The organism is Kribbella swartbergensis (genome assembly GCF_054784135.1).
Map to the genome: position 1 here is coordinate 461,910 of NZ_BAAGPM010000008.1, position 20,320 is coordinate 482,229.

Annotated in this window: 20 protein-coding genes and 1 pseudogene; 13 read left to right on the top strand and 8 right to left on the bottom strand. The window is 68.8% G+C overall.

The annotated features are described in order from the left end of the window. Nucleotides 1–25 precede the first annotated feature (25 nt). From ACYVOK_RS05955 to ACYVOK_RS05965, 3 genes are all read left to right on the top strand, one after another. The gene (locus ACYVOK_RS05955) at nt 26–997 is read left to right on the top strand and encodes an ATP-binding cassette domain-containing protein (RefSeq protein ID WP_460661218.1); all 972 of its coding nucleotides are present in this window, start codon (nt 26–28) and stop codon (nt 995–997) included. Further along, entirely contained in the window at nt 997–1,812 is an 816-nt protein-coding gene (locus ACYVOK_RS05960) for an ABC transporter permease (protein WP_460661219.1), read from the top strand. Before ACYVOK_RS05955 ends, ACYVOK_RS05960 begins: the two co-directional genes overlap by 1 nt. A gap of 93 nt (nt 1,813–1,905) precedes the next feature. Next, on the top strand, nt 1,906–3,075 hold the full coding sequence (locus ACYVOK_RS05965) for a hypothetical protein (protein WP_460661220.1): 1,170 nt from the start codon (nt 1,906–1,908) through the stop codon (nt 3,073–3,075). 53 nt (nt 3,076–3,128) lie between these two features. On the opposite strand, the gene ACYVOK_RS05970 is transcribed toward ACYVOK_RS05965, so the two are convergent. Together ACYVOK_RS05970 and ACYVOK_RS05975 are read right to left on the bottom strand one after the other, a co-directional pair. Further along, nucleotides 3,129–4,412, bottom strand: a complete 1,284-nt coding sequence (locus ACYVOK_RS05970; protein WP_460661221.1) for an erythromycin esterase family protein — start codon at nt 4,410–4,412, stop codon at nt 3,129–3,131. 88 nt (nt 4,413–4,500) lie between these two features. Next, nucleotides 4,501–5,343 carry an NAD(P)H-binding protein gene (locus ACYVOK_RS05975; RefSeq protein ID WP_460661222.1) on the bottom strand — a complete coding sequence of 281 codons (843 nt, stop codon included), beginning with the start codon at nt 5,341–5,343 and terminating at the stop codon, nt 4,501–4,503. A gap of 90 nt (nt 5,344–5,433) precedes the next feature. Here ACYVOK_RS05975 and ACYVOK_RS05980 point away from each other — a divergent pair, with 90 nt between their 5' ends. Next, nucleotides 5,434–6,372, top strand: coding sequence for an AraC family transcriptional regulator (locus ACYVOK_RS05980; protein ID WP_460661223.1), 939 nt, complete (start codon nt 5,434–5,436; stop codon nt 6,370–6,372). Here ACYVOK_RS05980 and ACYVOK_RS05985 read toward each other — a convergent pair. Both ACYVOK_RS05985 and ACYVOK_RS05990 read right to left on the bottom strand, forming a co-directional pair. Then, a complete protein-coding gene (locus tag ACYVOK_RS05985; RefSeq protein WP_460661224.1) occupies nt 6,359–7,057 on the bottom strand; it encodes a dienelactone hydrolase family protein in 699 nt (232 codons plus the stop codon). The genes ACYVOK_RS05980 and ACYVOK_RS05985 overlap by 14 nt on opposite strands. A 31-nt stretch (nt 7,058–7,088) precedes the next feature. After that, complete coding sequence (locus ACYVOK_RS05990) at nt 7,089–8,324, bottom strand: MFS transporter (RefSeq protein ID WP_460661225.1); 1,236 nt, start codon at nt 8,322–8,324, stop codon at nt 7,089–7,091. A gap of 83 nt (nt 8,325–8,407) precedes the next feature. Here ACYVOK_RS05990 and ACYVOK_RS05995 point away from each other — a divergent pair, with 83 nt between their 5' ends. The 5 genes and pseudogenes from ACYVOK_RS05995 to ACYVOK_RS06015 all read left to right on the top strand — a co-directional run bounded on the left by ACYVOK_RS05995 (nt 8,408) and on the right by ACYVOK_RS06015 (nt 11,821). Then, the gene (locus tag ACYVOK_RS05995; protein WP_460661226.1) at nt 8,408–9,310 is read left to right on the top strand and encodes a LysR family transcriptional regulator; all 903 of its coding nucleotides are present in this window, start codon (nt 8,408–8,410) and stop codon (nt 9,308–9,310) included. Nucleotides 9,311–9,482: 172 nt separating this feature from the next. Then, nucleotides 9,483–10,558: pseudogene (locus ACYVOK_RS06000) on the top strand (ABC transporter ATP-binding protein). Between the two features lie 82 nt (nt 10,559–10,640). Next, nucleotides 10,641–11,036, top strand: a complete 396-nt coding sequence (locus ACYVOK_RS06005) for a RidA family protein (RefSeq protein WP_460661227.1) — start codon at nt 10,641–10,643, stop codon at nt 11,034–11,036. Beyond that, nucleotides 11,033–11,569: a GrpB family protein gene (locus ACYVOK_RS06010; protein ID WP_460661228.1), complete on the top strand. Its 537-nt coding sequence runs from the start codon at nt 11,033–11,035 to the stop codon at nt 11,567–11,569. The genes ACYVOK_RS06005 and ACYVOK_RS06010 overlap by 4 nt, the downstream gene beginning before the upstream one ends. A 57-nt stretch (nt 11,570–11,626) precedes the next feature. Then, nucleotides 11,627–11,821 carry a hypothetical protein gene (locus ACYVOK_RS06015; RefSeq protein WP_460661229.1) on the top strand — a complete coding sequence of 65 codons (195 nt, stop codon included), beginning with the start codon at nt 11,627–11,629 and terminating at the stop codon, nt 11,819–11,821. Here the strand turns inward: ACYVOK_RS06015 and clpX are convergent. Further along, nucleotides 11,769–12,995, bottom strand: a complete 1,227-nt coding sequence (gene clpX, locus ACYVOK_RS06020) for an ATP-dependent Clp protease ATP-binding subunit ClpX (protein WP_460661230.1) — start codon at nt 12,993–12,995, stop codon at nt 11,769–11,771. The two genes, ACYVOK_RS06015 and clpX, sit on opposite strands and share 53 nt — an antisense overlap. Before the next feature lie 67 nt (nt 12,996–13,062). On the opposite strand from clpX, the gene ACYVOK_RS06025 reads away from it, so the two are divergent. Then, nucleotides 13,063–14,109, top strand: coding sequence for a TetR/AcrR family transcriptional regulator (locus ACYVOK_RS06025; protein ID WP_460661231.1), 1,047 nt, complete (start codon nt 13,063–13,065; stop codon nt 14,107–14,109). A gap of 102 nt (nt 14,110–14,211) precedes the next feature. Here ACYVOK_RS06025 and ACYVOK_RS06030 read toward each other — a convergent pair whose 3' ends face one another. Both ACYVOK_RS06030 and ACYVOK_RS06035 read right to left on the bottom strand, forming a co-directional pair. Continuing rightward, nucleotides 14,212–14,613 (bottom strand): hypothetical protein, encoded by a 402-nt coding sequence (locus tag ACYVOK_RS06030; protein ID WP_460661232.1) that lies wholly within the window; start codon nt 14,611–14,613, stop codon nt 14,212–14,214. Next, complete coding sequence (locus tag ACYVOK_RS06035; protein ID WP_460661233.1) at nt 14,610–15,119, bottom strand: DoxX family protein; 510 nt, start codon at nt 15,117–15,119, stop codon at nt 14,610–14,612. Before ACYVOK_RS06035 ends, ACYVOK_RS06030 begins: the two co-directional genes overlap by 4 nt. A gap of 84 nt (nt 15,120–15,203) precedes the next feature. Here ACYVOK_RS06035 and ACYVOK_RS06040 point away from each other — a divergent pair, with 84 nt between their 5' ends. Beyond that, a complete protein-coding gene (locus tag ACYVOK_RS06040) occupies nt 15,204–15,836 on the top strand; it encodes a MerR family transcriptional regulator (protein ID WP_460661234.1) in 633 nt (210 codons plus the stop codon). Here ACYVOK_RS06040 and dnaB read toward each other — a convergent pair whose 3' ends face one another. Further along, a complete protein-coding gene (gene dnaB, locus ACYVOK_RS06045) occupies nt 15,837–17,738 on the bottom strand; it encodes a replicative DNA helicase (RefSeq protein ID WP_460661235.1) in 1,902 nt (633 codons plus the stop codon). Between the two features lie 435 nt (nt 17,739–18,173). Between dnaB and ACYVOK_RS06050 the strand changes: the two genes are divergently transcribed. Further along, complete coding sequence (locus ACYVOK_RS06050) at nt 18,174–19,502, top strand: MATE family efflux transporter (protein ID WP_460661236.1); 1,329 nt, start codon at nt 18,174–18,176, stop codon at nt 19,500–19,502. 43 nt (nt 19,503–19,545) lie between these two features. Then, a complete protein-coding gene (locus tag ACYVOK_RS06055; RefSeq protein ID WP_460661237.1) occupies nt 19,546–20,268 on the top strand; it encodes a hypothetical protein in 723 nt (240 codons plus the stop codon). The last annotated feature ends 52 nt before the right edge of the window (nt 20,269–20,320 follow it).

Genomic DNA, 20,320 nt, shown 5'->3' on the forward strand with positions numbered 1-20,320 from the left:
AGACCCCAGACCGAATGGAGACATCGTGATCAGCACCCGAGAGCTCACCCGGAACTTCGTGGTGAGCCGCACCGAGACCGTGCAGGCGGTCCGTGGCATCAGCCTGGACGTCGAACCCGGCGAGCTGGTCGCCGTCCTCGGCCCGAACGGCGCCGGCAAGACCACCACCCTGCGGATGCTCACCACGCTCATCACCCCCACGTCGGGCACGGCGACGGTCGCCGGGTACGACGTGACCGCCCAGCCCAGCCAGGTCCGTCGCCGGATCGGGTACGTCGGCCAGGGCAACGGGGCCGGCCACAACCAGCGAGCCGGTGACGAACTGATCGGTCAGGGCGTCATCTACGGACTCGACCGGCGTGCGGCCAAGCGCCGTACCGGCGAACTGCTGGAAGCCCTCGAGCTGACCGAACTGGCGGGCCGGAAGGTGTCCGAGTTGTCCGGCGGTCAGCGCCGCCGGCTCGACGTCGCGATGGGGCTCGTGCACGCACCGAAACTGTTGTTCCTGGACGAGCCGTCGACCGGGCTCGACCCGCAGAACCGGGCGAACCTGTGGGACCACATCCTGCGGATGCGCGAGCAGTACGCGATGACGATCGTGCTGACCACGCACTACCTGGACGAGGCCGACTCGATGGCCGAGCGGGTCGTGGTGGTGGACCACGGTCAGGTGATCGCGGACGACACCGCCGACGCGCTGAAGGCCAAGCTGGCCGGTGACCGGCTCGCGCTGACCGTTGCCCCACACAACCTGGCGAAGATCGCCGAGCTTGCCGGGAAGTTGCCCGGAGCCCGCGAAGTGGTTGCCTCCGGCGACGAGCTGAGTGTGCGGGTGGCGGACGGTCCGGCGGCGCTCCCGGAGCTGATCGCGGCGGCTCAGCAGTACGGCGTACCGGTCGCGGCGGCGCAGGTGCACCGCCCGACCCTCGACGACGTGTTCCTCAACCTCACCGGCCGCAGCCTGCGCGAGGCCGACTCCAACGGAAAGGCAGCCTGATGACCACCCTCACCGTCTCCACCACCCCTGCGATCCCGACCGTGGACGAACCGCGGCGGAGCCTGGTGCGTGACACCCGGATCGTGATGGCGCGGGAGCTGAAGCCGGTGCTGCGGGATCCGTTCTCGCTGCTGTTCGGGATGATCCAGCCGCTGGTGTTCCTCGGCCTGTTCGGGCCGTTGCTGGCCGGGTCGATGGGCGGTTCGCTCGGCGGCGGGGTCTGGCAGTGGTTCGTGCCGGCGATCCTGGTGATGACGACGCTGTTCGGTACGTCGACCACTGGCGCGAACCTGCTGTTCGAGTTCCAGACCGGTGCGCACGAACGGATGCTGGTGACGCCGCTGTCGCGGTCGTCGCTGCTGGTCGGCCGCGCGCTGAAGGAAATGGTGCCGCTGTTCGGGCAGGCGGTCATCGTGATCGCGGTGATGACGCCGTTCGCGTTCGACCTGCACCTCGGCGGCGCGGTCGTCGGGCTGGCGCTGCTGGGGGTGTTCGGAATCGGCCTCGGTGCGTTCAGCTACGCGCTGGCGATCGCGGTCCGCAAGCAGGACTGGATGTTCTGGGTGGTGCAGCAGACGTTCCTGTTCCCGCTGATGATCCTGTCCGGGATGCTGCTGCCGCTGGAGGCCGGCCCGGACTGGATGAAGGTCGCGGCGAAGTTCAACCCGCTGTCGTACGTCGTCGACGCGGAGCGGGCGCTGTTCTCCGGCGAGGTGTTCTCCAGCGCGGCGCTGTGGGGTTGGGCCGCCGCGATCGTGACCGCGATCCTCGGTCTGACCGTCGGCATCCGGGCGATGCTGCGCTCGGCCAACTGACCCAATTGGGCCACTGGCTCTGCTGAGCCGCGCAAGGCGGGCCGAATCACCTACGGTGTCGGACAGATCACCCACCGCCCACAAGGAGATCTGATGAGGCCCCGCCCTGCCTTGCTCACCATGCTCAGTTCCCTGGCTGTCGCCGCGCTCGCCGCCACGAGCGCGGTGGCCGCCGTCCCTCCGTCCGTCGACGGGCCGGCCCCGGCCGCCGCGAAACCGCTGGCGACCGACACCGACGGCGACTCGCTGCCCGACAGCTGGGAGACCAACGGGTACGACGCCAACGGTGACGGAACCATCGACGTCAACCTGCCCGCGATGGGCGCGACCCCGGGGAAGAAGGACCTGTTCGTCGAGATGGACTACATGTCCGGCCGGCTCACCAGCATCGCCGCGCTGGACCGGATCGTGCAGGTGTTCGCGACCGCGCCGGTCAGCAACCCCGACGGCAGCACCGGGATCCGGCTGCACCTCGACGCCGGTGCGGCCGGCGGATCGGCGTACAACCTCGGCGGCGGCAACCAGGTTCCGTACGACGACAACCTGCAGCCGTCCGGCACGCAGACGAACGCGATCAAGAATGCGAACTTCGCCAGTGCGCGGAGGGCCGTGTTCCACTACATGCTCTGGGCCGACAGCTACGACGGCGGCTGCAGCAGCGGTCAAGCGTTCGCGATCCCGAACGACACGTTCATTGTCACGGTCGGCCCCAAGTGCGGCTGGGCCGGCACCGACGACCAGGAGGTCGGCACGTTCATCCATGAACTGGGCCACAACCTGGGCCTGCGGCACGGCGGCACCGACCACGGGAACTACAAGCCCAACTACCTGAGCGTGATGAACTACTTCTTCCAGCTCGGTGGTGTGCTCAGGGCCAACGGCACGACGTACTGGGGCTACTCGAACGTCGCGCCGCCGGCGCTGAACGAGAACAGTCTGAACGAGGCCGCCGGTCTCGGCAGCTCGGCCTCGGCGTTCAAGACCAAGTGGAAGTGCCCGAACGGCACCACCCGGACGACGGCCGGCGCGGCCAGCTCGCCGATCGACTGGAACTGCGACGGTGACGCCACCGACGTCACCGCGGCCGACATCAACGACGACAATGCCAACACGACGCTGACCGCGCAGAACAACTGGGCGAACATCGTCTTCGGCGGCGGCGCCGTCGGCCAGGGTGCGAACGTCCAGGCCAAGACCGGGGCTTCCGAGCTGCAGGAGATGACGCACTCCGAGTACGTCAGGTTGCAGCACAGCCATCGCTGACGCTTGGCGCGAGGCCCCCGCACCTTCAGGTGGGTGCGGGGGCCTTCGCGTCGTCAGAGCAGGTGAGCCGCGGTGACGCGGTGCAGGTGGATCAGGATGTCGTACGTCCGCCCCAGCTTCACCGGCAGGTCCGGGAACGGGTAAGCGGTGCCGATGTCGCGGGTCGGCCGGGCGACGTTCAGCCAGTCCCTGGTCTTGGCGGGCAGGGTCCGGAGATCCACCAGGTAGTCGCGGTACGGGACCCGGTCGAGGGTGTGCTCGTTGTTCCCGGGCGGCGCGGACGGGATGGTGAAGGTGCGGAGCCGACCCTGCGGGTCCTCGGTGTCGTTGGCGTTGAACGAACCGCTGTCGAAGCTGAGACCGACGTTGACGTAGTCCTTGCCGAGCTGCTCGCGGAGGAAGGCGCCTTGGATCTTCGGGTACTGCGACGGCATCGACGAGTCGTAGCCGATGTGGCCGTTGTGTGCGGACAGCACGGCTTTGTCGCCGGTGGTCCGGGTCCACCACGCCGTGTTGTCAGCCATCGCCTGGTCGCGGAACAACATTGCCTTGGGCAACTCGATCGGGTTCTCGACGTCGAAGGAGTACAGCTTGGCGGTCTGCCAGATCGCGCGAGCGTGCTGAATTGCCCAGGGATCATCGGTCTTTCGTACCAGCTCGAGGGCTTGGCGGGTCGCCGCCTCGATGGCTTGGCGTTCCGTCAGCGGTTTGGCGAAGTACGTCGTACTCCACTCCTTGTACTCCGCGTCCGATCGGATGCCGGCGTACAGGCGGGTGAGTCGTGGATTTGTTGTGGCGACCCGGTCGATCAGGGCAGGGCTCGCGTAGCCGACGTCGTCGCCGACGAAGCGGAGTTTGCGGGAGTGCGTGCGGTTGTAGTCACGCATCCACTCGATCAGGTCGAGGTACTCCTGGACCTTCCAGAACTTGTAGGCGTCCTGGAACTCCCGGCGCATGATCGCGCGCGGGTCGCCGACGCCGGTGACGACGTACCGGTCGAGCTCGAGACCGGTGCTCCAGCTCGCCTCCAGGACGAATGCGGTGAAGCCCTTCTGCTCCACGAGGGTGCGGAAGACGCGGTGCTTGAGGGTGAAGAACTCGTGCGAGTTGTGGGTGGCCTCCCCGACACCGACGACCTTCGCGGTACCGACCATTCTGGTCAACGGCCGCAGGTCCCAGGTGTTGCCTGCTGGTTCGGTGCTGACGAGTGGGTGGGCGGCGCGGGTCAGCGCAGTAATCGGGTTGGTTGACTGCTCGGTGGGCGGGGCCGCGGATGCGACGGATGCGGGCAGGGCGACTGCGGCGAGCAGAGCCACAGCGGCCGGGAATCTCTTCATCGAAGCCTCCTTGGTGGTTGCCTCAACCCTGTCCCGGCCGGCTGCCGCTCCCCATCCCGCAGACGCCCTACTCGAGGTGGAGCCAGCTCTACTCCCAGATGCCGGTCTTCGCGGTTTCGCGAGCCCAGTCGGCGAAGTCGCGCGGCTCCCGGCCGAGGACCTGCTGGACCCCGTCGGACACGTACTCGGACCGGTGGTTGCGGATCACCGCGAACAGGTCGCGGACCGCCTCCGCGTCCTCGCGGTCGAGCCCCTGGCCGACGAGTTCCGTCACGTGCTCGTCCGGCTCGAGGTCGACGTAGCCGATCGGCCGGCCGGTCGCGGCGGACAGCTCCGCGGCCACCTCGGTCATGGTGAGGTAGCGGGGTCCGGAGAGGGCGAGGGTCGCGCCGGTGTAGGCCTCGTCGAGCAGTACGGCGGTCATCACGTCGCCGACGTCGTCGGTGTCGATCCAGGCCTCTCCGCCGGTGCCTGCCGAGACGCGGATCTCGCCGGCGAGCACGTGGTAGCGCAGGAAGTCCTCACTGAACCCCTGGGCGAACCAGGCCGGCTGGATGATCGTCCAGTCGGCGCCGCTGGCCTTGACCGCGTCCTCGAGCGCGACAGAACCCTCGTACACGGCGAAGTCGCGACCGGGACTGCCCACGCCGCGACCGGACAGCAGGACGACCCGGCGAAGACCTTCGGATGCTGCCTGCTTGACGAACCGGCCGGCCTGAGCGAGGCCGGTCGGCCCGACCGGCGGGGCCAGGTACGCAGTGTCCGCGCCGGCGACGGTCGCGGACCAGGTGCTGTCGTCGTACCAGTCGAAGCGCTGCGCACTCGACCGCGAGGCCAGCCGGTACGGCACGCCACGCGCCTCGAGTTGCTCGGCGACGCGGCGGCCGGTCTTGCCCTTACCACCCAGGATCAGAATCGGTGTCGTTGTCATGACTCAAGTTCATCGCGGGCCGGTGAGACAAACCATATTTGTTCGGCGCAATTCGATGTCTCAAACGCTCACGTCGCGTACTGTGGTCGCATGGATGTGCTCGACGACCTGCTCTCCGGGACCCGTGCGCGCGACGGCGTGTTCAACCTGACGATCATGGATCCACCCTGGGCCCTCGACATCCGCGACCAGGCCGCGCTGTCGCTGGCCACCATGGTCCGCGGGTCGGCCTGGGTACGGCGGGACGGCGTCGAGCCGGTGCGGATGGAGCCGGGCGACGTCGCGGTGTTCACCGGCACGGCGCCGTACGTCGTGGGCGACGCACTCGAGACCGCGCCGCAGTTGCGGATCCACCCCGGCGGGCTCTGCGAACCGTTGCCTGGGGCCCCTGTCGACTACAGCGCGCGGCTCGGGGTCCGCACGTACGGCGGTCGCGCCGAGGGCGAGGCGATGGTTGCCAGCGGCTCCTATCAACTGGCCGGCGACGTGAGTCAGCGGCTGCTCGCGGCCCTTCCGTCGGTGCTCGTCGTACCGGCGGCCGACATCGCCGGCTCGGTGATGGACATGGTGATCGGCGAGATCCAGCGTGACGAACCAGGCCAGCAGAGTGTCCTCGACCGATGGCTGGATCTTGCGTTGATCACCACGCTGCGGGCGTGGTTCGCCCGGCCCGAGTCACAGGCGCCGGGTTGGTACCAGGCGCAGAGCGATCCGGTTGCCGGGCTCGCGTTGCGCCTGATCCACGAGGACCCGGCGCATCCGTGGAGCGTCCCCGAACTGGCCGATCGCGTCGGCGTCTCCCGCGCCAGCCTCGCCCGCCGCTTCACGGCCCTCGTCGGCGAAGCTCCGATGACCTACCTCACCAACTGGCGCATCACCCTCGCCGCCGACCTCCTCCGCTCGACCCGCGACACTGTGGACACCATCGCCCGCCGCGTCGGTTACGCCAACGCCTTCGCCCTCAGCGTCGCCTTCAAGCGCGTCAGAGGCACCACCCCCACGGCTCACCGTCGAGCTACTGCGGCCTAGTGGTTGTAGAGCGCATGAAGGCCAGCGCCTGCGGCCAGGCGAGGCGGAAGGCGTCGGCATTGACGGTCTTGTCGTGGCGGGACTTGTCGGAGAAGCCGTGGTCGGCACCCGGGAAGTACTGGGTGAAGGTCGCGCCGGTCGGGCGTGCCTGGAGCGCGGTCTGGAGGGCCTCGAAGTCGGCGTTGGGTACGGCGGTGTCCGCGCTCGGGTAACTGACCAGGACCGGTGCCGTGATCGCGCCGGCCTCGGCGATCGCGTCGTACGAATGATGAGGCGGAAGCTCCGACGGCACGGTCGGGTGGAACGCGACGACGTTCGCGACCCGGTGATCCCTTGCCGCCAGCAAGAAGGCGAACCGGCCGCCGAGACACCACCCGATCACGCCGACCTTGGCGCACCCGAGCTCTCCGAAAAGGTAGTCCAGCAGTTCGGTCTGCTCGGCCAGCGCCTTCTCGTCGTCCAACTCCCGCAACAGCGCGCCGAGCTCTTCTCGCGTCGAGTTGTCGGTACTCCGCCCCTTGAACGGGTCCCATACCAGTGCCGTGATCCCCTCACCGGCCAACTCGTCGGCCCACTCCCGGACCTGTTCCCCGATCCCGGTGATCATCGGCAACAACAACATCCCGGCCCGCCCCACCCGAGCCAGGTAAGCGTCCTGCTCCCCCACCCGCACAGTCACACCCATACGCGAATCCTAGGCAGCTGACCCGGCTGGGCTACTTCCGGTGGGCGCTGAGCATGCGGAGGACGGCGATGTTGACGAGCGCGAGGATGATCGCGGAGAAGATGAGGAGCGCGAGTTCGGCCGCGAGGAGGGCGATGCCGAGGCCGATGGCGAGGACCGGGACAGCCAGGCCGGCGTAGGCGATCAGGAAGAGGGCGGCGAGGACCTCGCCGCGGGAACCCGGGTCGGCCAGGGATGCGGCGGTGGCGACAGCACCCCGGAAGACCAGGCCTACCCCGGCGCCGGCCACGACTCCGCCGACGACGAACAGCGTCAGGCTCGGCAGCAGACCGCCGGAGGCGACGCCGATGAGGCCGAGGGACATCAGGACCAGGCCGAGGCGAAGCTGGTGCTGACGCGCCATCCGCACGAAGACGACCTGGCTCACGGCCCCCGCGACGAAGACGGCGAACGTGACCACACCGGCCAGCAGCCGCGACGTGTGATGCAACGTCCCGGCCAGGAACGTCGGCGCCAACGACGTGAACAGCCCGAAGATCGCGAACGCCGCAAACGCACCGACGGCGGACGCGAAGAACAACGGCTTCGCGGACGGCGGCAGCGCAACCCGCTGCGGACGGTACGCCGGACGCTCCTCGAGCCGCTCCACAGTCTCCGGCACCAACGCGATCCCCACAGCACTCAACAGCAAGAGGGCGAGGAAGATCTCGTACGGGCGCTCGAGCGGCGACGACACGTACTGAGCCAGCAGCCCACCCACCAGCGGACCGAACGCCAGCCCACCCAGGTTCACCATGCTGGAGATCAGCGCGGACCGCGACGGATCCTCCTCCGGACGAGCGACCTGCCGCAGCTCCGACAGATGCGCGGTCGCGGTAGCGGTCAGCACGCCGACGCCCACCCCGCAGATGAAGCGCGCAAGCAGCAGTCCAGGGACGTCCTGCCAGACCAGGAACAGGAGCGCAGACAGGGCTTCCGTGAGTACGGCGAGCAGCGCGACCCGGCGGCGTCCGAGCCAGTCGCTGACATGGCCGGCCAGGTACAGACTCGCCATCACACCCACCGCGTAGCTGGCGAAGATGACGGTGATGACGTACGTCGGGAAGCCGTCGCGGTGCTGGTAGATGGCATAGAGCGGTGTCGGGACGGTGGAGAACGCCATCGTGGTCAGGAAGGCCGCCGCGATCACCCAGAACCCCGGACCGTGGGCGAACCGCACGCGTGAGCCGGTGGACTCGAGCGCACGGGAACCAGTCAGAGTGGACATGTCCCCAGACTGACTCGAAGCATCTATCGAGTCCAACGAAACTTCTTGCACGCTCTTATCGGCAGAGTCGATAATTGCGTTCTGTGGACAGTCGCCAGCTGGAGTACTTCGTCGCGGTCGCCGAGGAGCTGAGCTTCACCCGCGCGGCCCAGCGCCTGTACACGGTCCAGTCCACGGTGTCGGCCGCCGTACGCGCCCTGGAGTCGGATCTGAAGACGACCCTGTTCGACCGGTCGACCCGGCGGGTGACGCTGTCCGCGGCCGGCCAGGCCTTGTTGCCGGAGGCAAAGGCTGCGCTGGAGGCGCTGGACCGGGCCAGGGCGGTGGTCGAGGAGGCGTCGACCGGGCTGCGCGGCAACATCCGGATCGGGACGCTGGCCCGGCTCGGCCTGGTGAACTTGGCCGAGCTGCTCGGCGCGTTCCACCGGAAGTACCCGTTGGTCGACGTCCAGGTGGCCACCTCGCCGACCGGGTCGAGCGGGCTGGCGGACGACGTACGCCACGGCCGGCTCGACATGGCACTGGTCGGGCTGTCGAGGTGGGAGCTGCACGGGCTGGAGGTTCGCGACCTCGCCACGGTGCCGTTCGTCGTCCTGCTGCCGTCGACGCACCCACTCGCGGACCAGCCCGAGGTCGGTCTCGAGGAGCTCATCGGCGAACGGTTCGTCGACATGCCGCGCGGGTTCGGCAACCGCAGCATGGTGGATCGCGCCTTCGACAACGCCGGCATCCCGCGCCGGGTCCGGGTCGAGGTGCCGGAGTTGACCACGATCCCGGATTACGTCCGGGTCGGTCTCGGCGTCGCCGTCGTACCGGCGCTGGAGCCGGCGAAGGCGTCCGGCGTGGCACAGTTGCCGATCGCGGGGACCGAGCTGAGCTGGACCTTGTCGGTCGTCACGGCGAGCGGCAGACGACCGAGCAGAGCGGTGACCGCCCTGCTCGACCTGATGTCCGACTCGATCCGCGCAGACGGACCGTACTTCTAGGCGACCCAGATCGGCCACCCACCGGATCCATTGGGCGGGAATGGAAATGGTCGCCCGGCGGTTGGAAGAGATGCTTTGGTGATGCATCACCAAAGCAAGACACCCACACTCCTGGGGGCCTTTGCTACGGACCGTCCGGCACGTTCCTGCCGGCGAAGGAAGGAAGCGCGACATGGCAACTGTCTCGTTCAAGGGAGCCGGCCGGATCTACCCGGGCACCGACACCCCGGCCGTGGACAAGCTCGACCTGGACATCCAGGACGGCGAGTTCATGGTGCTGGTCGGCCCGTCGGGGTCCGGCAAGTCGACCGCGTTGCGGATGCTGGCCGGCCTCGAAGAGGTCAACGAGGGTTCCATCTACATCGGCGACCGGGACGTGACCGACCGTCCGCCGAAGGAGCGGGACATCGCGATGGTGTTCCAGAACTACGCGCTCTACCCGCACATGACGGTCGCCGACAACATGGGCTTCGCGCTCAAGATGCAGGGGATCCACAAGGACGAGCGGGCCAAGCGGGTCGCCGAGGCGGCCAAGCTGCTCGGCCTGGAGGAGTACCTGGACCGCAAGCCGAAGGCGCTGTCCGGTGGTCAGCGTCAACGGGTCGCGATGGGCCGCGCGATCGTCCGTAACCCGCAGGTCTTCCTGATGGACGAGCCGCTGTCGAACCTCGACGCCAAGCTCCGGGTGCAGACCCGGACCCAGATCGCCGAACTCCAGCACCGCCTGGGCGTGACGACCGTCTACGTCACCCACGACCAGGTCGAGGCCATGACGATGGGCGACCGGGTCGCCGTACTGAAGGACGGCGTACTGCAGCAGGTCGACACCCCGCTGAACCTCTACGACCGGCCGAAGAACAAGTTCGTCGCGGGCTTCATCGGCTCTCCGGCGATGAACCTGATCGAGGCCGAGATCGTCGACGGCGGCGCGAAGATCGGCGACTTCGTGGTCCCGATCGAACGCAACCTGCTGGCCAAGGCCGGCGACGACAAGACACTGACGCTGGGCATCCGGCCGGAGGCGTTCCACCTCGCCGACGACGGCCTGCCGGTGAAGGTCGCGGTGATCGAGGAGCTCGGCTCGGATGCGTTCCTCTACGGCACCGCCGAGCACACCACGAACCAGCAGATCATCGCCCGCATCGGCACCGCCTGCACAACGACAAGGGGACAGTCGTCCACCTCGCCCCGGACCCGGAGAAGCTGCACCTCTTCTCCAGCTCCACCGAGGAGCGGCTGACCGCCTGACCACCTCACCTCGACGCACGGCCGCGGTCTTTCCGGGTAATCCCGTTGACCGCGGACCGCGCAATCACGTTTGCTCGGCTGCGTGACTATCCTGCGCACCAATCCCGACGGCCTGCACCCGACGCCTGGCTACCACCACGTGACGCGGGTCAAGGCCGACACTCTCATCTACCTCGCAGGGCAGTGCCCGCTCCGGCCCTCGGGCGATCTGGCCGACGGTGGCCTCGAAGGCCAGACCGAGCAGGTGATCCGGAACATCCTCCTCGCCCTCGGATCCGCGGGCGCCACGCCGCAGGACGTCGTACGCACGGTCATCTACGTCGCGAGCCCGGTCCGTGAGGACCTTGCCGCGGTGTGGACACAGCTCAACGAATCGCCACTCGCACCCGCGTTCACCTCAGCCAGCACCCTTCTCGGCGTGGCCCAGCTGGGCTTCCCCGGACAACTGGTCGAAATCGACGTCACCGCAGCCGTGTGAACATCCCCGCCGAGGTCGTCGACTACGACCCACGCTGGCCGCTCTGGTTCGCCGAGATCCGGGCCCGGCTGACGCCGTACCTCGCCGACGTGCCGCACATCGTCGAGCACGTCGGCAGCACCGCCGTCCCCGGGCTCGCGGCCAAGCCGATCATCGATCTCGATGTCGTCGTCCCCGACCGGCAGCAGGTCCCGGTGGCGATCGAGCGACTCGTCGCCGGCGGCTACACACATCAAGGCGACCTCGGCGTCGCCGGGCGGGAGGCGTTCACCGTGCCGCCGGACGCACCGTACTACCACCACCTGTATGTCGTTGTCGCTGGCAATAAAGCGCACCAGGACCACATCGTGTTGCGGGATCACCTACGGCGGGACGCCGCCGACCGAGAGCGGTACGGCGCTCTGAAGCGAGACCTCGCCCATCTGCTGACCACTGACCGCACGGCCTACGTCGAGGCGAAGGCCGGGCTGGTCGTGGAGCTCATAGCCCGTGGTTCGGCGCCAGGCGGCGGTGTGGGTCGCAGCGGTCCCTGAGGCCGGTGAGTCTCTCCACGGGTTCGTGCCGGGAGCATCGAGCCGGCCGGCGCGGAGGTGTGCGTCGCCCGGTTCACCGCGGAGACGGACTCGTTGCTGATGCAGTACGTCGCCGGAGTCGTTGCCCTGGGCGCCGACTTCACCGTGGACGAGGCGACTCCGGAGGCCGCCGGGTTGATCGCCGAGGTCGGCGAGCGGCTCAGGCGGTCCGTTTCCTGCGCGGCGGTGTCCGCGGGACCAGCGTCGGATTGACGTTGTTCTCGACGGCGTCGCGGTCGACGACGACGCGGAGGATGTCGTCGCGGCCAGGTACGTCGTACATCACCGGGAGCAACACTTCTTCGAGGATGGCGCGCAGGGCGCGGGCGCCGGTCCGGCGGAGCAGGGCCTGGTCCGCGATCGCCTCGACCGCATCCGGGGTGAACTCGAGGTCGACGCCGTCGAGATGGAAGAGCTTGCGGTACTGCTTGACCAGTGCGTCGCGCGGCTCGGTGAGGATCCGGACCAGCGCGTCGCGGTCGAGGGCGGGGACGGTGCTGACGACGGGCAGCCGTCCGACCAGTTCGGGTATGAGCCCGAACTTGATCAGATCCTGCGGCATCACACCCGCACTCTCCACGGCGGCCTGGCCTGGTGTCGCGCCGAAGCCGATGCGGGACGGGCGCGAGCGCTGCGCGATCAGCTCGTCGAGGCCGGCGAAGGCGCCGCTGACGATGAACAGCACGCGCGTCGTGTCGATCTGGATGAACTCCTGCTGCGGGTGCTTGCGACCACCCTGCGGCGGCACGTTCGCCGTCGTACCTTCGAGCATCTTCAGCAGCGCCTGCTGAACGCCCTCGCCGGAGACGTCCCGGGTGATCGACGGGTTCTCGCTCTTGCGGGCGATCTTGTCGATCTCGTCGATGTAGACGATCCCCGTCTCCGCCTTGCGGACGTCGAAGTCCGCGGCCTGGATCAGCTTGAGCAGGATGTTCTCGACGTCCTCACCGACGTACCCGGCCTCGGTCAACGCCGTCGCGTCCGCGATCGCGAAAGGTACGTCGAGCATCCGGGCCAGCGTCTGGGCGAGGTGCGTCTTGCCGGAGCCGGTCGGGCCGATGAGCAGGATGTTGGACTTGCCGATCTCCACGTCACCGGGCTTGGCGCGGTGCCGCTTGTAGTGGTTGTAGACGGCAACGGCGAGGGCCTTCTTCGCCTCGTCCTGGCCGATCACGTACCCGTCGAGGAACTCGTGGATCTCCCGGGGCTTCGGCAGCCGGGCCGGCAGGTCGTCACTGATGTCGCCGAGGTCCTCCTCGGCGATGAGCTCGTTGCACAGCTCGACGCAGCCGTCGCAGATGCACAGCGGGGTCGGGCCGGCGATCAGCTTGCCGACCTGGTGCTGGCTCTTGCCGCAGAACGTGCACTTCAGCACCTCGGCTGCCATTGTCGCCGCCTTTCGGATGATCTGATCATCCAGATGATGATAACATCGAGAATGCTATGGTGAGGCCGTGAGCCGGTTGACCAGGGCGGAGCTACAGCTCCGCACCCGGGCGAAGGTGCTCGAAGCCGCCCGGGCGGAGTTCACCGAGCACGGCTACCGCGATGCCAAGATCGACCGCATCGCGGACCGCGCCGACCTCACCCGCGGCGCCGTCTACTCGAACTTCCCGGGGAAGCGCGCGCTCTACTTCGCAGCCCTCGCCGAGCTGGCGGACACCTCCCGCGCGGCCGATCCCCGGGAACTCCGTGCGCGCAGGCGCGCCGGAGCCGCCGATGGACTCGCCGCTTTCGCCAACGTCTGTCTCGACCGGCCCGGTCCCGGTGTCGACGCACTGCCCGAGTTGAGTGGCACGCCGTACGCCGAACTCCTCGGGCTCAACGCGCTCCTGCTCGGACTGTCGCTCGATCAGATCAGCCCGGGACAGCTCGGCCGGATGGTTCGTGCTTCTCGGCTGGCCCTGACGATGCTGCACGGGGCCAGTCAGCTGACCGGGACCGCGCCGGGTTTCGTTCAGCCGCTCGCCGTCGCACGGGCCTGCGCCGAACTGCCCGGCCTGGAACTCTACGATCCCTGGATGTCACCGCAGTCGACGCCGCCAGTGCGGCCTGCGGACGAGCCGTGGACGCCTCCCCCGGTGGTCGACGAGGTCCGGCGTCGTACGGCGGACTTCCGCCCGGACGGCGTGGTCGTCGTACTCGGGCTGCGTCGGCTCGCCGCCGTGGAGGACGTCGTACGCACGACGTCCGATCCCGTCACGGTCGCCCTCGTCTCGTCGGATCCGGCCGAGCTCGGTCCGCTGGCGCGCTACACGGTCGGCGGACTGCTTGGTTGCTTGCGGCAATCACTGCCGCTGCCGTGGATCCAGGTGGTGCACGACGAGAACGGCGTACTCGCCTCGGCGGTGGGATGCGAGGTGATCGGGGACGAGCTGGAATACGCCGTACGCCTGGAGAACGGCCGCATCACCGCCCGTGCCGAGGGATTCGGCGCCGCGGCCGCGATCGCGGGCCAGCCCACCGGACGGACATCTCACCGCCCGGTGCCGTCGGCTTGATCACCCGGGGCCTTTGTCCCGGGGGCCTGCGCGCTGAACTGCGGCGCGCCGCGGGTGCCTGCGCGTGTCTTTGTGCCTTGTGCATCTCGTGTCTCGTGCGTTTCAGGCGGCGATCAGGCCGATGCCGAGCGTCAGGACGCCGAGGGCGAGGGACGCGGCGCCCAGCCAGAGGATCCAGAGGAACTGGTTCGGCTGGGTCCGGCCCTTGCCGGCGGACGAGGCGAAGAAGCCGCCGGACATCAGGATCGCCGCGACCGGGATCGCCAGCCGCGCCACCCAAAGCATGACCCCACTCAATGCGGTCTGGTCGACGTACAGGAGCCCGACCAGGCTCAGGATCACCAGTACGCCGGCATGCGCGTGGCCGGCTCGGGCGAACGACTTCTGGAAGTCCGTCATCGGGACCTGACCGCGGACGATCCTGGTCATGAAGTAGCCACCGAACTGTATCGTCACGATGGTGAGCAGGATCGCTCCGGCGATGATGCGCGAAGCCTCCGTCATGAGTACACCTTCTCCTTGCTGACGTGATCGGACGCCGTACGGCGGGAGGCACGGGCGACCCACAGCACGACCGCGATGTACAGGATCTGCTCGGGGATGCGCTGCCACAGCGGCGTCGCCGGCTCCCCGTTGGCGAACGTGAGGCCGGCTGTGGCCGCGTAGATGTTGGCCGGTAGCAACATCACGAACAGCGCGGCCAGGCCGAGCGCAGCCGCCCGACGGGTCGCGGTGACGACGAGTCCGGCCGCGGCGAGGAACTCCAGTACGCCGGTGCCGTACACCAGCGCGTCCGCGAACGGCAGGAACGGCGGCACCATCCGGACCAGGTCCGCGTGGTTCGGCATCACCGTCACGCTCGCGGGGACGAAGTGCGCGCTCGCGGTGAACAGCAGCATCACCGCCATCCCGTGCGCCGCGCTCACCGGCCACCGCGCGAACCGCCGGACACCGAGCGCACCGAGCGCCCGGAACACCAGCGTCGCCAGCACCAGAACGATGGGGATCATCTGCCTCACTCCTCGATGGATAGCTGCACTATCCGTTAATGGATACTGCTACTATCCATCAAGGACGCGAGGAAGGCAAGCGAGATGCGAATCGGGGAACTCAGCCGGGCCACCGGCGTACCGGTGCCGACGATCAAGTACTACCTGCGCGAGGGTCTGTTGCCCCAGGGTGAACTGAGCAGCCCGAACCAGGCGTCGTACGGCGACCGCCACCTTCGCCGGCTGCGGTTGATCCGGGCGCTGGTCGAACTGGCCCAGGTCCCGGTGGCGCAGGTCAAGGAGATCCTCGAGGCGCTCGACTCGGACGCCGTACCCCTGCACGAGCAGATCGGTCGCGCCCACCGCGCCCTCACCCCGACCCGCAAACCGGCCGCCTCCGACGAGGCCCGCGCCGCCGCGACCGCTCAGGTCACCGAACTCATCACCCGCCGCGGCTGGACCGTCGAATCCAGGGCTCCCGCCCTGTCCACCCTGATCGACACCGTCGCCGCGTTCCGCACCCTCGGCCAGGAGAACCTGGTCAGCTTCCTCGACGCCTACGCCGAGGCCGTCGAACGCTTCACCGAACTGGAGATCGCCGCCGTCTCCACCAACCCCACCCGAGACCAACTCGCCGAATCAGTCGTCATCGGCACCATCCTCGGCGAAACCCTCATCTCCTCCCTGCGCCTCCTGGCCCAGGAATCCCTCTCGGCCCAGCGCTGGAAGCAGCCCTGATCACCCGTCGTGCGCCATGTCCACAAACCGCGAGTAGTGCCCCTGGAACGCCACCACCACATCAGCCGTAGGCCCGTTCCGATGCTTGGCGACGATGAAGTCGGCCTCGCCGGGGCGAGTCGACTCCCGCTCATACGCATCCTCCCGATGCAGCAGGATCACAACGTCAGCATCTTGCTCCAGGCTCCCGGATTCGCGGAGGTCGGAGGCCATGGGGCGTTTGTCGGCGCGTTGTTCGGAGCCTCGGTTGAGCTGGCAGATGGCGACGACGGGGAGCTCGAGTTCCTTGGCGAGGAGTTTGATCGAGCGGGAGAACTCGGAGACCTCGAGCTGGCGGGACTCGACCTTCTTGCCCGACGTCATCAGCTGCAGGTAGTCGATCACGATCAGCCGCAAGTCGTGGCGCTGCTTGAGCCTGCGGGCCTTCGCGCGGATCTCCATCATGGTGAGGTTCGGCGAGTCGTCGATGAACAGCGGCGCCTCGGACACCTCGCCCATCTTGCGGGCCAGCCGGGCCCAGTCCTCGTCGGTCATCTTGCCGTTGCGCATGTGGTGCAGCGGCACCTTCGCCTCGGCCGACAGCAGTCGCATGGTGATCTCGTTGCGGCTCATCTCCAGCGAGAAGATGACCGAGGTCAGGCCGTGCCTGATCGACGCCGAGCGGGCGAAGTCCAGCCCCAGGGTGGAGTTGTGGGTCGGGATCATCGTCTTGCCGGCCAGGTACAGATGGTCGGGGTTGTCCACCTCGACGCACCGCACCGGCACGCTCTCGACCGGGTCGATCCACTCCAGCCGGCGGTCGCCCTCGTCGGCGAGCGCGGCCGGGAAACCGTGCCCGGTGATCCGCCGCGGCGTCGACCCGGGGATCGGCGGTGTCAGCCCGGGACTCGCCGACATCGCCGTGTACAGGTCGGCGGTCGTGCAGACCACCGGGCGGCCGCCGTCCTCGACCCGCCACTGGTGCTCGGCGTCGGCGACGATCGTGCTGCCGTCGGAGAACGACAGCCGGAAACACGGCCGGTCCAGCATCACCTCGGTGGCCGCGACCACCGTGGTCGGCAGTCCGTTGACGTCGAGGAGCTGGTCGCCGACCGCGACCTCGCCCATCGTGGTCCAGCCGGTCGGCGTCGGCAGCGGGGTGTCGAGGGCGAGTGCCTTCCCCATCGCGGGACGGGCGGCGACGATGATCATCTGGCCCGGGTGCAGGCCGTTGGTCAGCTCGTCCAGGTCGGTGAACCCGGTCGGTACGCCGACCATCGCGTCACCGCGGGAGTCGATCGCCTCGATCTCGTCGAGGGCGCCCTCCATGATGTCCTTCAGCGGCGCGTAGTCCTCCGTGGTCCGCCGCTCGGTGACCGAGTAGATCTCGGCCTGGGCCTCGTCGACGACGTCGTCGACGTCACCCTCACCGGCGTACCCGAGCTGGACGATCTTGGTGCCGGCCTCGACCAGCCGGCGCAGGATCGCCTTCTCCCGGACGATGTGCGCGTAGTATCCGGCGTTCGCGGCGAGCGGGACGGAGGCGACCAGGGTGTGCACGTACGGCGCGCCGCCGATCCGGGCCATCTCGCCGCGCCGGTTCAGCTCGGCGGCGACGGTGATCGCGTCGGCCGGCTCACCCCGCGCGTACAGATCGGTGATGACGTCGAAGACGATCTCGTGCGCCGGGCGGTAGAAGTCGGTGCCGCGCAGGGTCTCGATCACGTCGGCGATCGCGTCCTTGCTCAGCATCATCGCGCCCAGCACGCACTGCTCGGCGGCGAGGTCCTGCGGCGGCGTGCGGTCGAAGCCCATCTCCGGGCTGCGCTCTTCCTGGCCGCCGCCCTGCCCCCCGCGGAACTCCGCCACGCTCACTTCGCCCGACCTCCTCGTCCGCCACCGACCCGTGCCGGGCCGAACCATGTCGCCCGACGGGAATCGAACACCTGATCGAACCGTAACCGAACCCGCCGACAAATTCCCGCCCCACCCGGCCCTCGCGGCCGGACAGGTTCGCCGGCGCCATCCGCAGGCGGACTCGCCCCCGAGACTGCGGGCGGACGGCGTCAGTCACGCGACCGTACGCCGGTCACGGCGCCGGGTGGTAGCCGGTCGTCCACAGGGGGTGTGGATGAACTGTGGGAAACCCCGGGAGCAGGTGTGCACAGGTTGGGCACATCCCTGTGGACATCTGGGGACAGCAACCCACAACCTGCTTCTGACCTGCGGTTTCACCAATGCACAACTGTGGAGAAGAAAAAGTCCCGCACCGATTTCGGGACTCCCGGGTCCGGCAGCCTGTGCACAGCTTGAGTCAGGCACAATGGCCGTCATGCTCATGACGGGCCATCCGGAACGGTGAGGCCGGGGCAGCGACGACTTCTCGGCGCGCAGGACCGGGAGATCCTGCGACTCGCCGTCCCGGCGTTCTTCGCGCTGGTCTCCGAGCCGCTGATGTTGCTGGCGGACTCGGCGATCGTCGGTCACCTCGGTACGCCGCAACTCGCCGCGCTCGGTGTGGCCGGGACGATTCTCCAGACGCTGGTCGGCGTGTGCGTCTTCCTCGCCTACGGAACCACGTCGGCCGTGGCCCGGCGGATCGGAGCCGGAGACCACCGTGGCGCGCTGGCGCAGGGCATCGACGGACTGTGGCTGGCTCTGCTGCTGGGCGTCGTACTGGCCGTTGCCGGTCTCGTCCTGGCCCCGGCAGCGATTGCCGCTTTCGATCCGTCGCCGGACGTCGCCGACCACGCGGTCATTTACCTGCGGATCTCCTGCTTCGGCATTCCGTCGATGCTCCTCCTGCTGGCGGCGACCGGCGTACTGCGTGGCTTGCAGGACACCAAGACCCCCATGGTCGTCGCGATCAGCGCCAACCTCCTCAACATCGGCCTGAACTTCCTCCTCGTCTACGGCCTCGACCTGGACATTGCAGGGTCAGCCCTCGGTACGGCGCTCGCCCAGACAGCCGCCGGGGTTGCGCTGGTCGTGGTGGTCGTCCGAGGCGCCCGGCGGGACGGAGCGAAGCTGCGACCGGACCGACCGGGCATCATCGCGTCGGCGCAGATGGGTGTGCCGCTCATCGTCCGCACCCTGACGTTGCGGGTCGCAATCATTCTGCTGACCTTCGTCGCCACGGCCCTCGGTACGACGTCCGTCGCCGCTCACCAGGTCGCCTTCACCCTGTGGTCGTTCCTGGCGCTCGCACTCGACGCGATCGCCATCGCCGGACAGGCACTGACCGGTCGCTCCCTGGGTGCCGGCGACGTCGCCGGGACGCGGGCGATCACCCGCCGGATGATGTGGTGGGGCCTGTTCTCCGGAGTGCTCGGCGGCCTGGCGCTGTGGGGTCTACGCGACGTCTACGTGCCGTGGTTCACCACCGATCCAGAGGTACGACGGACGCTGGCCGCCGTACTGATCGTGGCAGCGCTCTGGCAGCCGGTGAACGGTGTGGTGTTCGTGCTGGACGGCGTACTGATCGGAGCGGGTGACGGGCCGTACCTGGCGGTGGCGGGTGTCATTGCCCTTGTGCTGTACGTGCCGCTGGCTCTGAGCGTGCTGTGGCTCGACGGTGGCATCGTCGCGCTGTGGTGGGCGTTCGGCGGGTTCATGCTGCTGCGGCTGCTCACGCTGGTCACCCGCGAGCGGCGCGACGCCTGGCTGGTGACGGGGGCTACCCGCTGACCCCGCCGGTGCGGCATCGTTTGGCGGGAAGGAAAGGAGCGGCATGGCCGACACCGACGACGAGCAGACCGTTGCGCTCGAGCCCGACCAGCGCGAGCAGGGCGACGACGACAGCCCTGAGGCGCTGAGCGAGCGACGCGGCGCCGGCAAGTGGGTGCGTGACGGCGAGCACCCGGCCGGGGTTCTGACGCCGGAGGAGGAGGCGGCGCTCCGCGACGAGGAGGAGCTCGAGGAACTCCACGAGGAGGAGATCGAGCTCGACGCTCAGGAAGAGCGCGAGTTGCAGGAGGTCCGCCACCGGCGGGAGGTCCTCGACGCCACCGCGGAGACCACCGAGGCGATGCGGCTGGCCGACGTTGCCGAGAGCCGGGCCAACCGTCTGCGCAGCGACGCCGCCGCCGAGCGCCGGCAGGGCCGCAGCGACCGCGCCCACGGGCATCACCTGCTGGACGAGGCCGCGGCGCGTCCCGACGAGCCCGGAGCGGACGCCACTGCTGCCGCCGGCCGCCGGTACCAGCGCGCCGCCGAGCGCGAGGACAGGGCCGCGAGGTACGACGAGGGCGCAGCGGACCGGTACGACGCGGAAGCGCGCGACCGGCGAAGCGAAGCGGCCCATCAGCCCGGGCAACCGCCCGCCGCCGAGGCCGTCCGCAACCCGCCGGCCGAGACGCCGACCGCCCGCAAGTACGTGAAGCGCCGCAAGCAGCTCAAGAAGCAACGCACCCGCAACCCCGGCGAACTCCGCGACATCGGCCTGGGCGACTAACCCGCTGGCAGGCCGATCGCGAGCAGCAGCGGACGGGGCGCCCTACAACCGG

Excerpts from the sequence above, each read along its gene's own strand:
- ACYVOK_RS05990 (WP_460661225.1), bottom strand. The coding sequence starts at position 8,324 with ATGTCCACTCTGACTGGTTCCCGTGCGCTCGAGTCCACCGGCTCACGC.
- ACYVOK_RS06030 (WP_460661232.1), bottom strand. The coding sequence starts at position 14,613 with ATGACGGAGGCTTCGCGCATCATCGCCGGAGCGATCCTGCTCACCATC.
- ACYVOK_RS06040 (WP_460661234.1), top strand. The coding sequence starts at position 15,204 with ATGCGAATCGGGGAACTCAGCCGGGCCACCGGCGTACCGGTGCCGACG.
- clpX (WP_460661230.1), bottom strand. The coding sequence starts at position 12,995 with ATGGCAGCCGAGGTGCTGAAGTGCACGTTCTGCGGCAAGAGCCAGCAC.
- ACYVOK_RS06055 (WP_460661237.1), top strand. The coding sequence starts at position 19,546 with ATGGCCGACACCGACGACGAGCAGACCGTTGCGCTCGAGCCCGACCAG.
- ACYVOK_RS05965 (WP_460661220.1), top strand. The coding sequence starts at position 1,906 with ATGAGGCCCCGCCCTGCCTTGCTCACCATGCTCAGTTCCCTGGCTGTC.
- ACYVOK_RS06035 (WP_460661233.1), bottom strand. The coding sequence starts at position 15,119 with ATGATCCCCATCGTTCTGGTGCTGGCGACGCTGGTGTTCCGGGCGCTC.
- ACYVOK_RS05980 (WP_460661223.1), top strand. The coding sequence starts at position 5,434 with ATGGATGTGCTCGACGACCTGCTCTCCGGGACCCGTGCGCGCGACGGC.
- ACYVOK_RS05960 (WP_460661219.1), top strand. The coding sequence starts at position 997 with ATGACCACCCTCACCGTCTCCACCACCCCTGCGATCCCGACCGTGGAC.
- ACYVOK_RS05970 (WP_460661221.1), bottom strand. The coding sequence starts at position 4,412 with ATGAAGAGATTCCCGGCCGCTGTGGCTCTGCTCGCCGCAGTCGCCCTG.
- ACYVOK_RS05975 (WP_460661222.1), bottom strand. The coding sequence starts at position 5,343 with ATGACAACGACACCGATTCTGATCCTGGGTGGTAAGGGCAAGACCGGC.
- ACYVOK_RS05985 (WP_460661224.1), bottom strand. The coding sequence starts at position 7,057 with ATGGGTGTGACTGTGCGGGTGGGGGAGCAGGACGCTTACCTGGCTCGG.
- dnaB (WP_460661235.1), bottom strand. The coding sequence starts at position 17,738 with ATGGTTCGGCCCGGCACGGGTCGGTGGCGGACGAGGAGGTCGGGCGAA.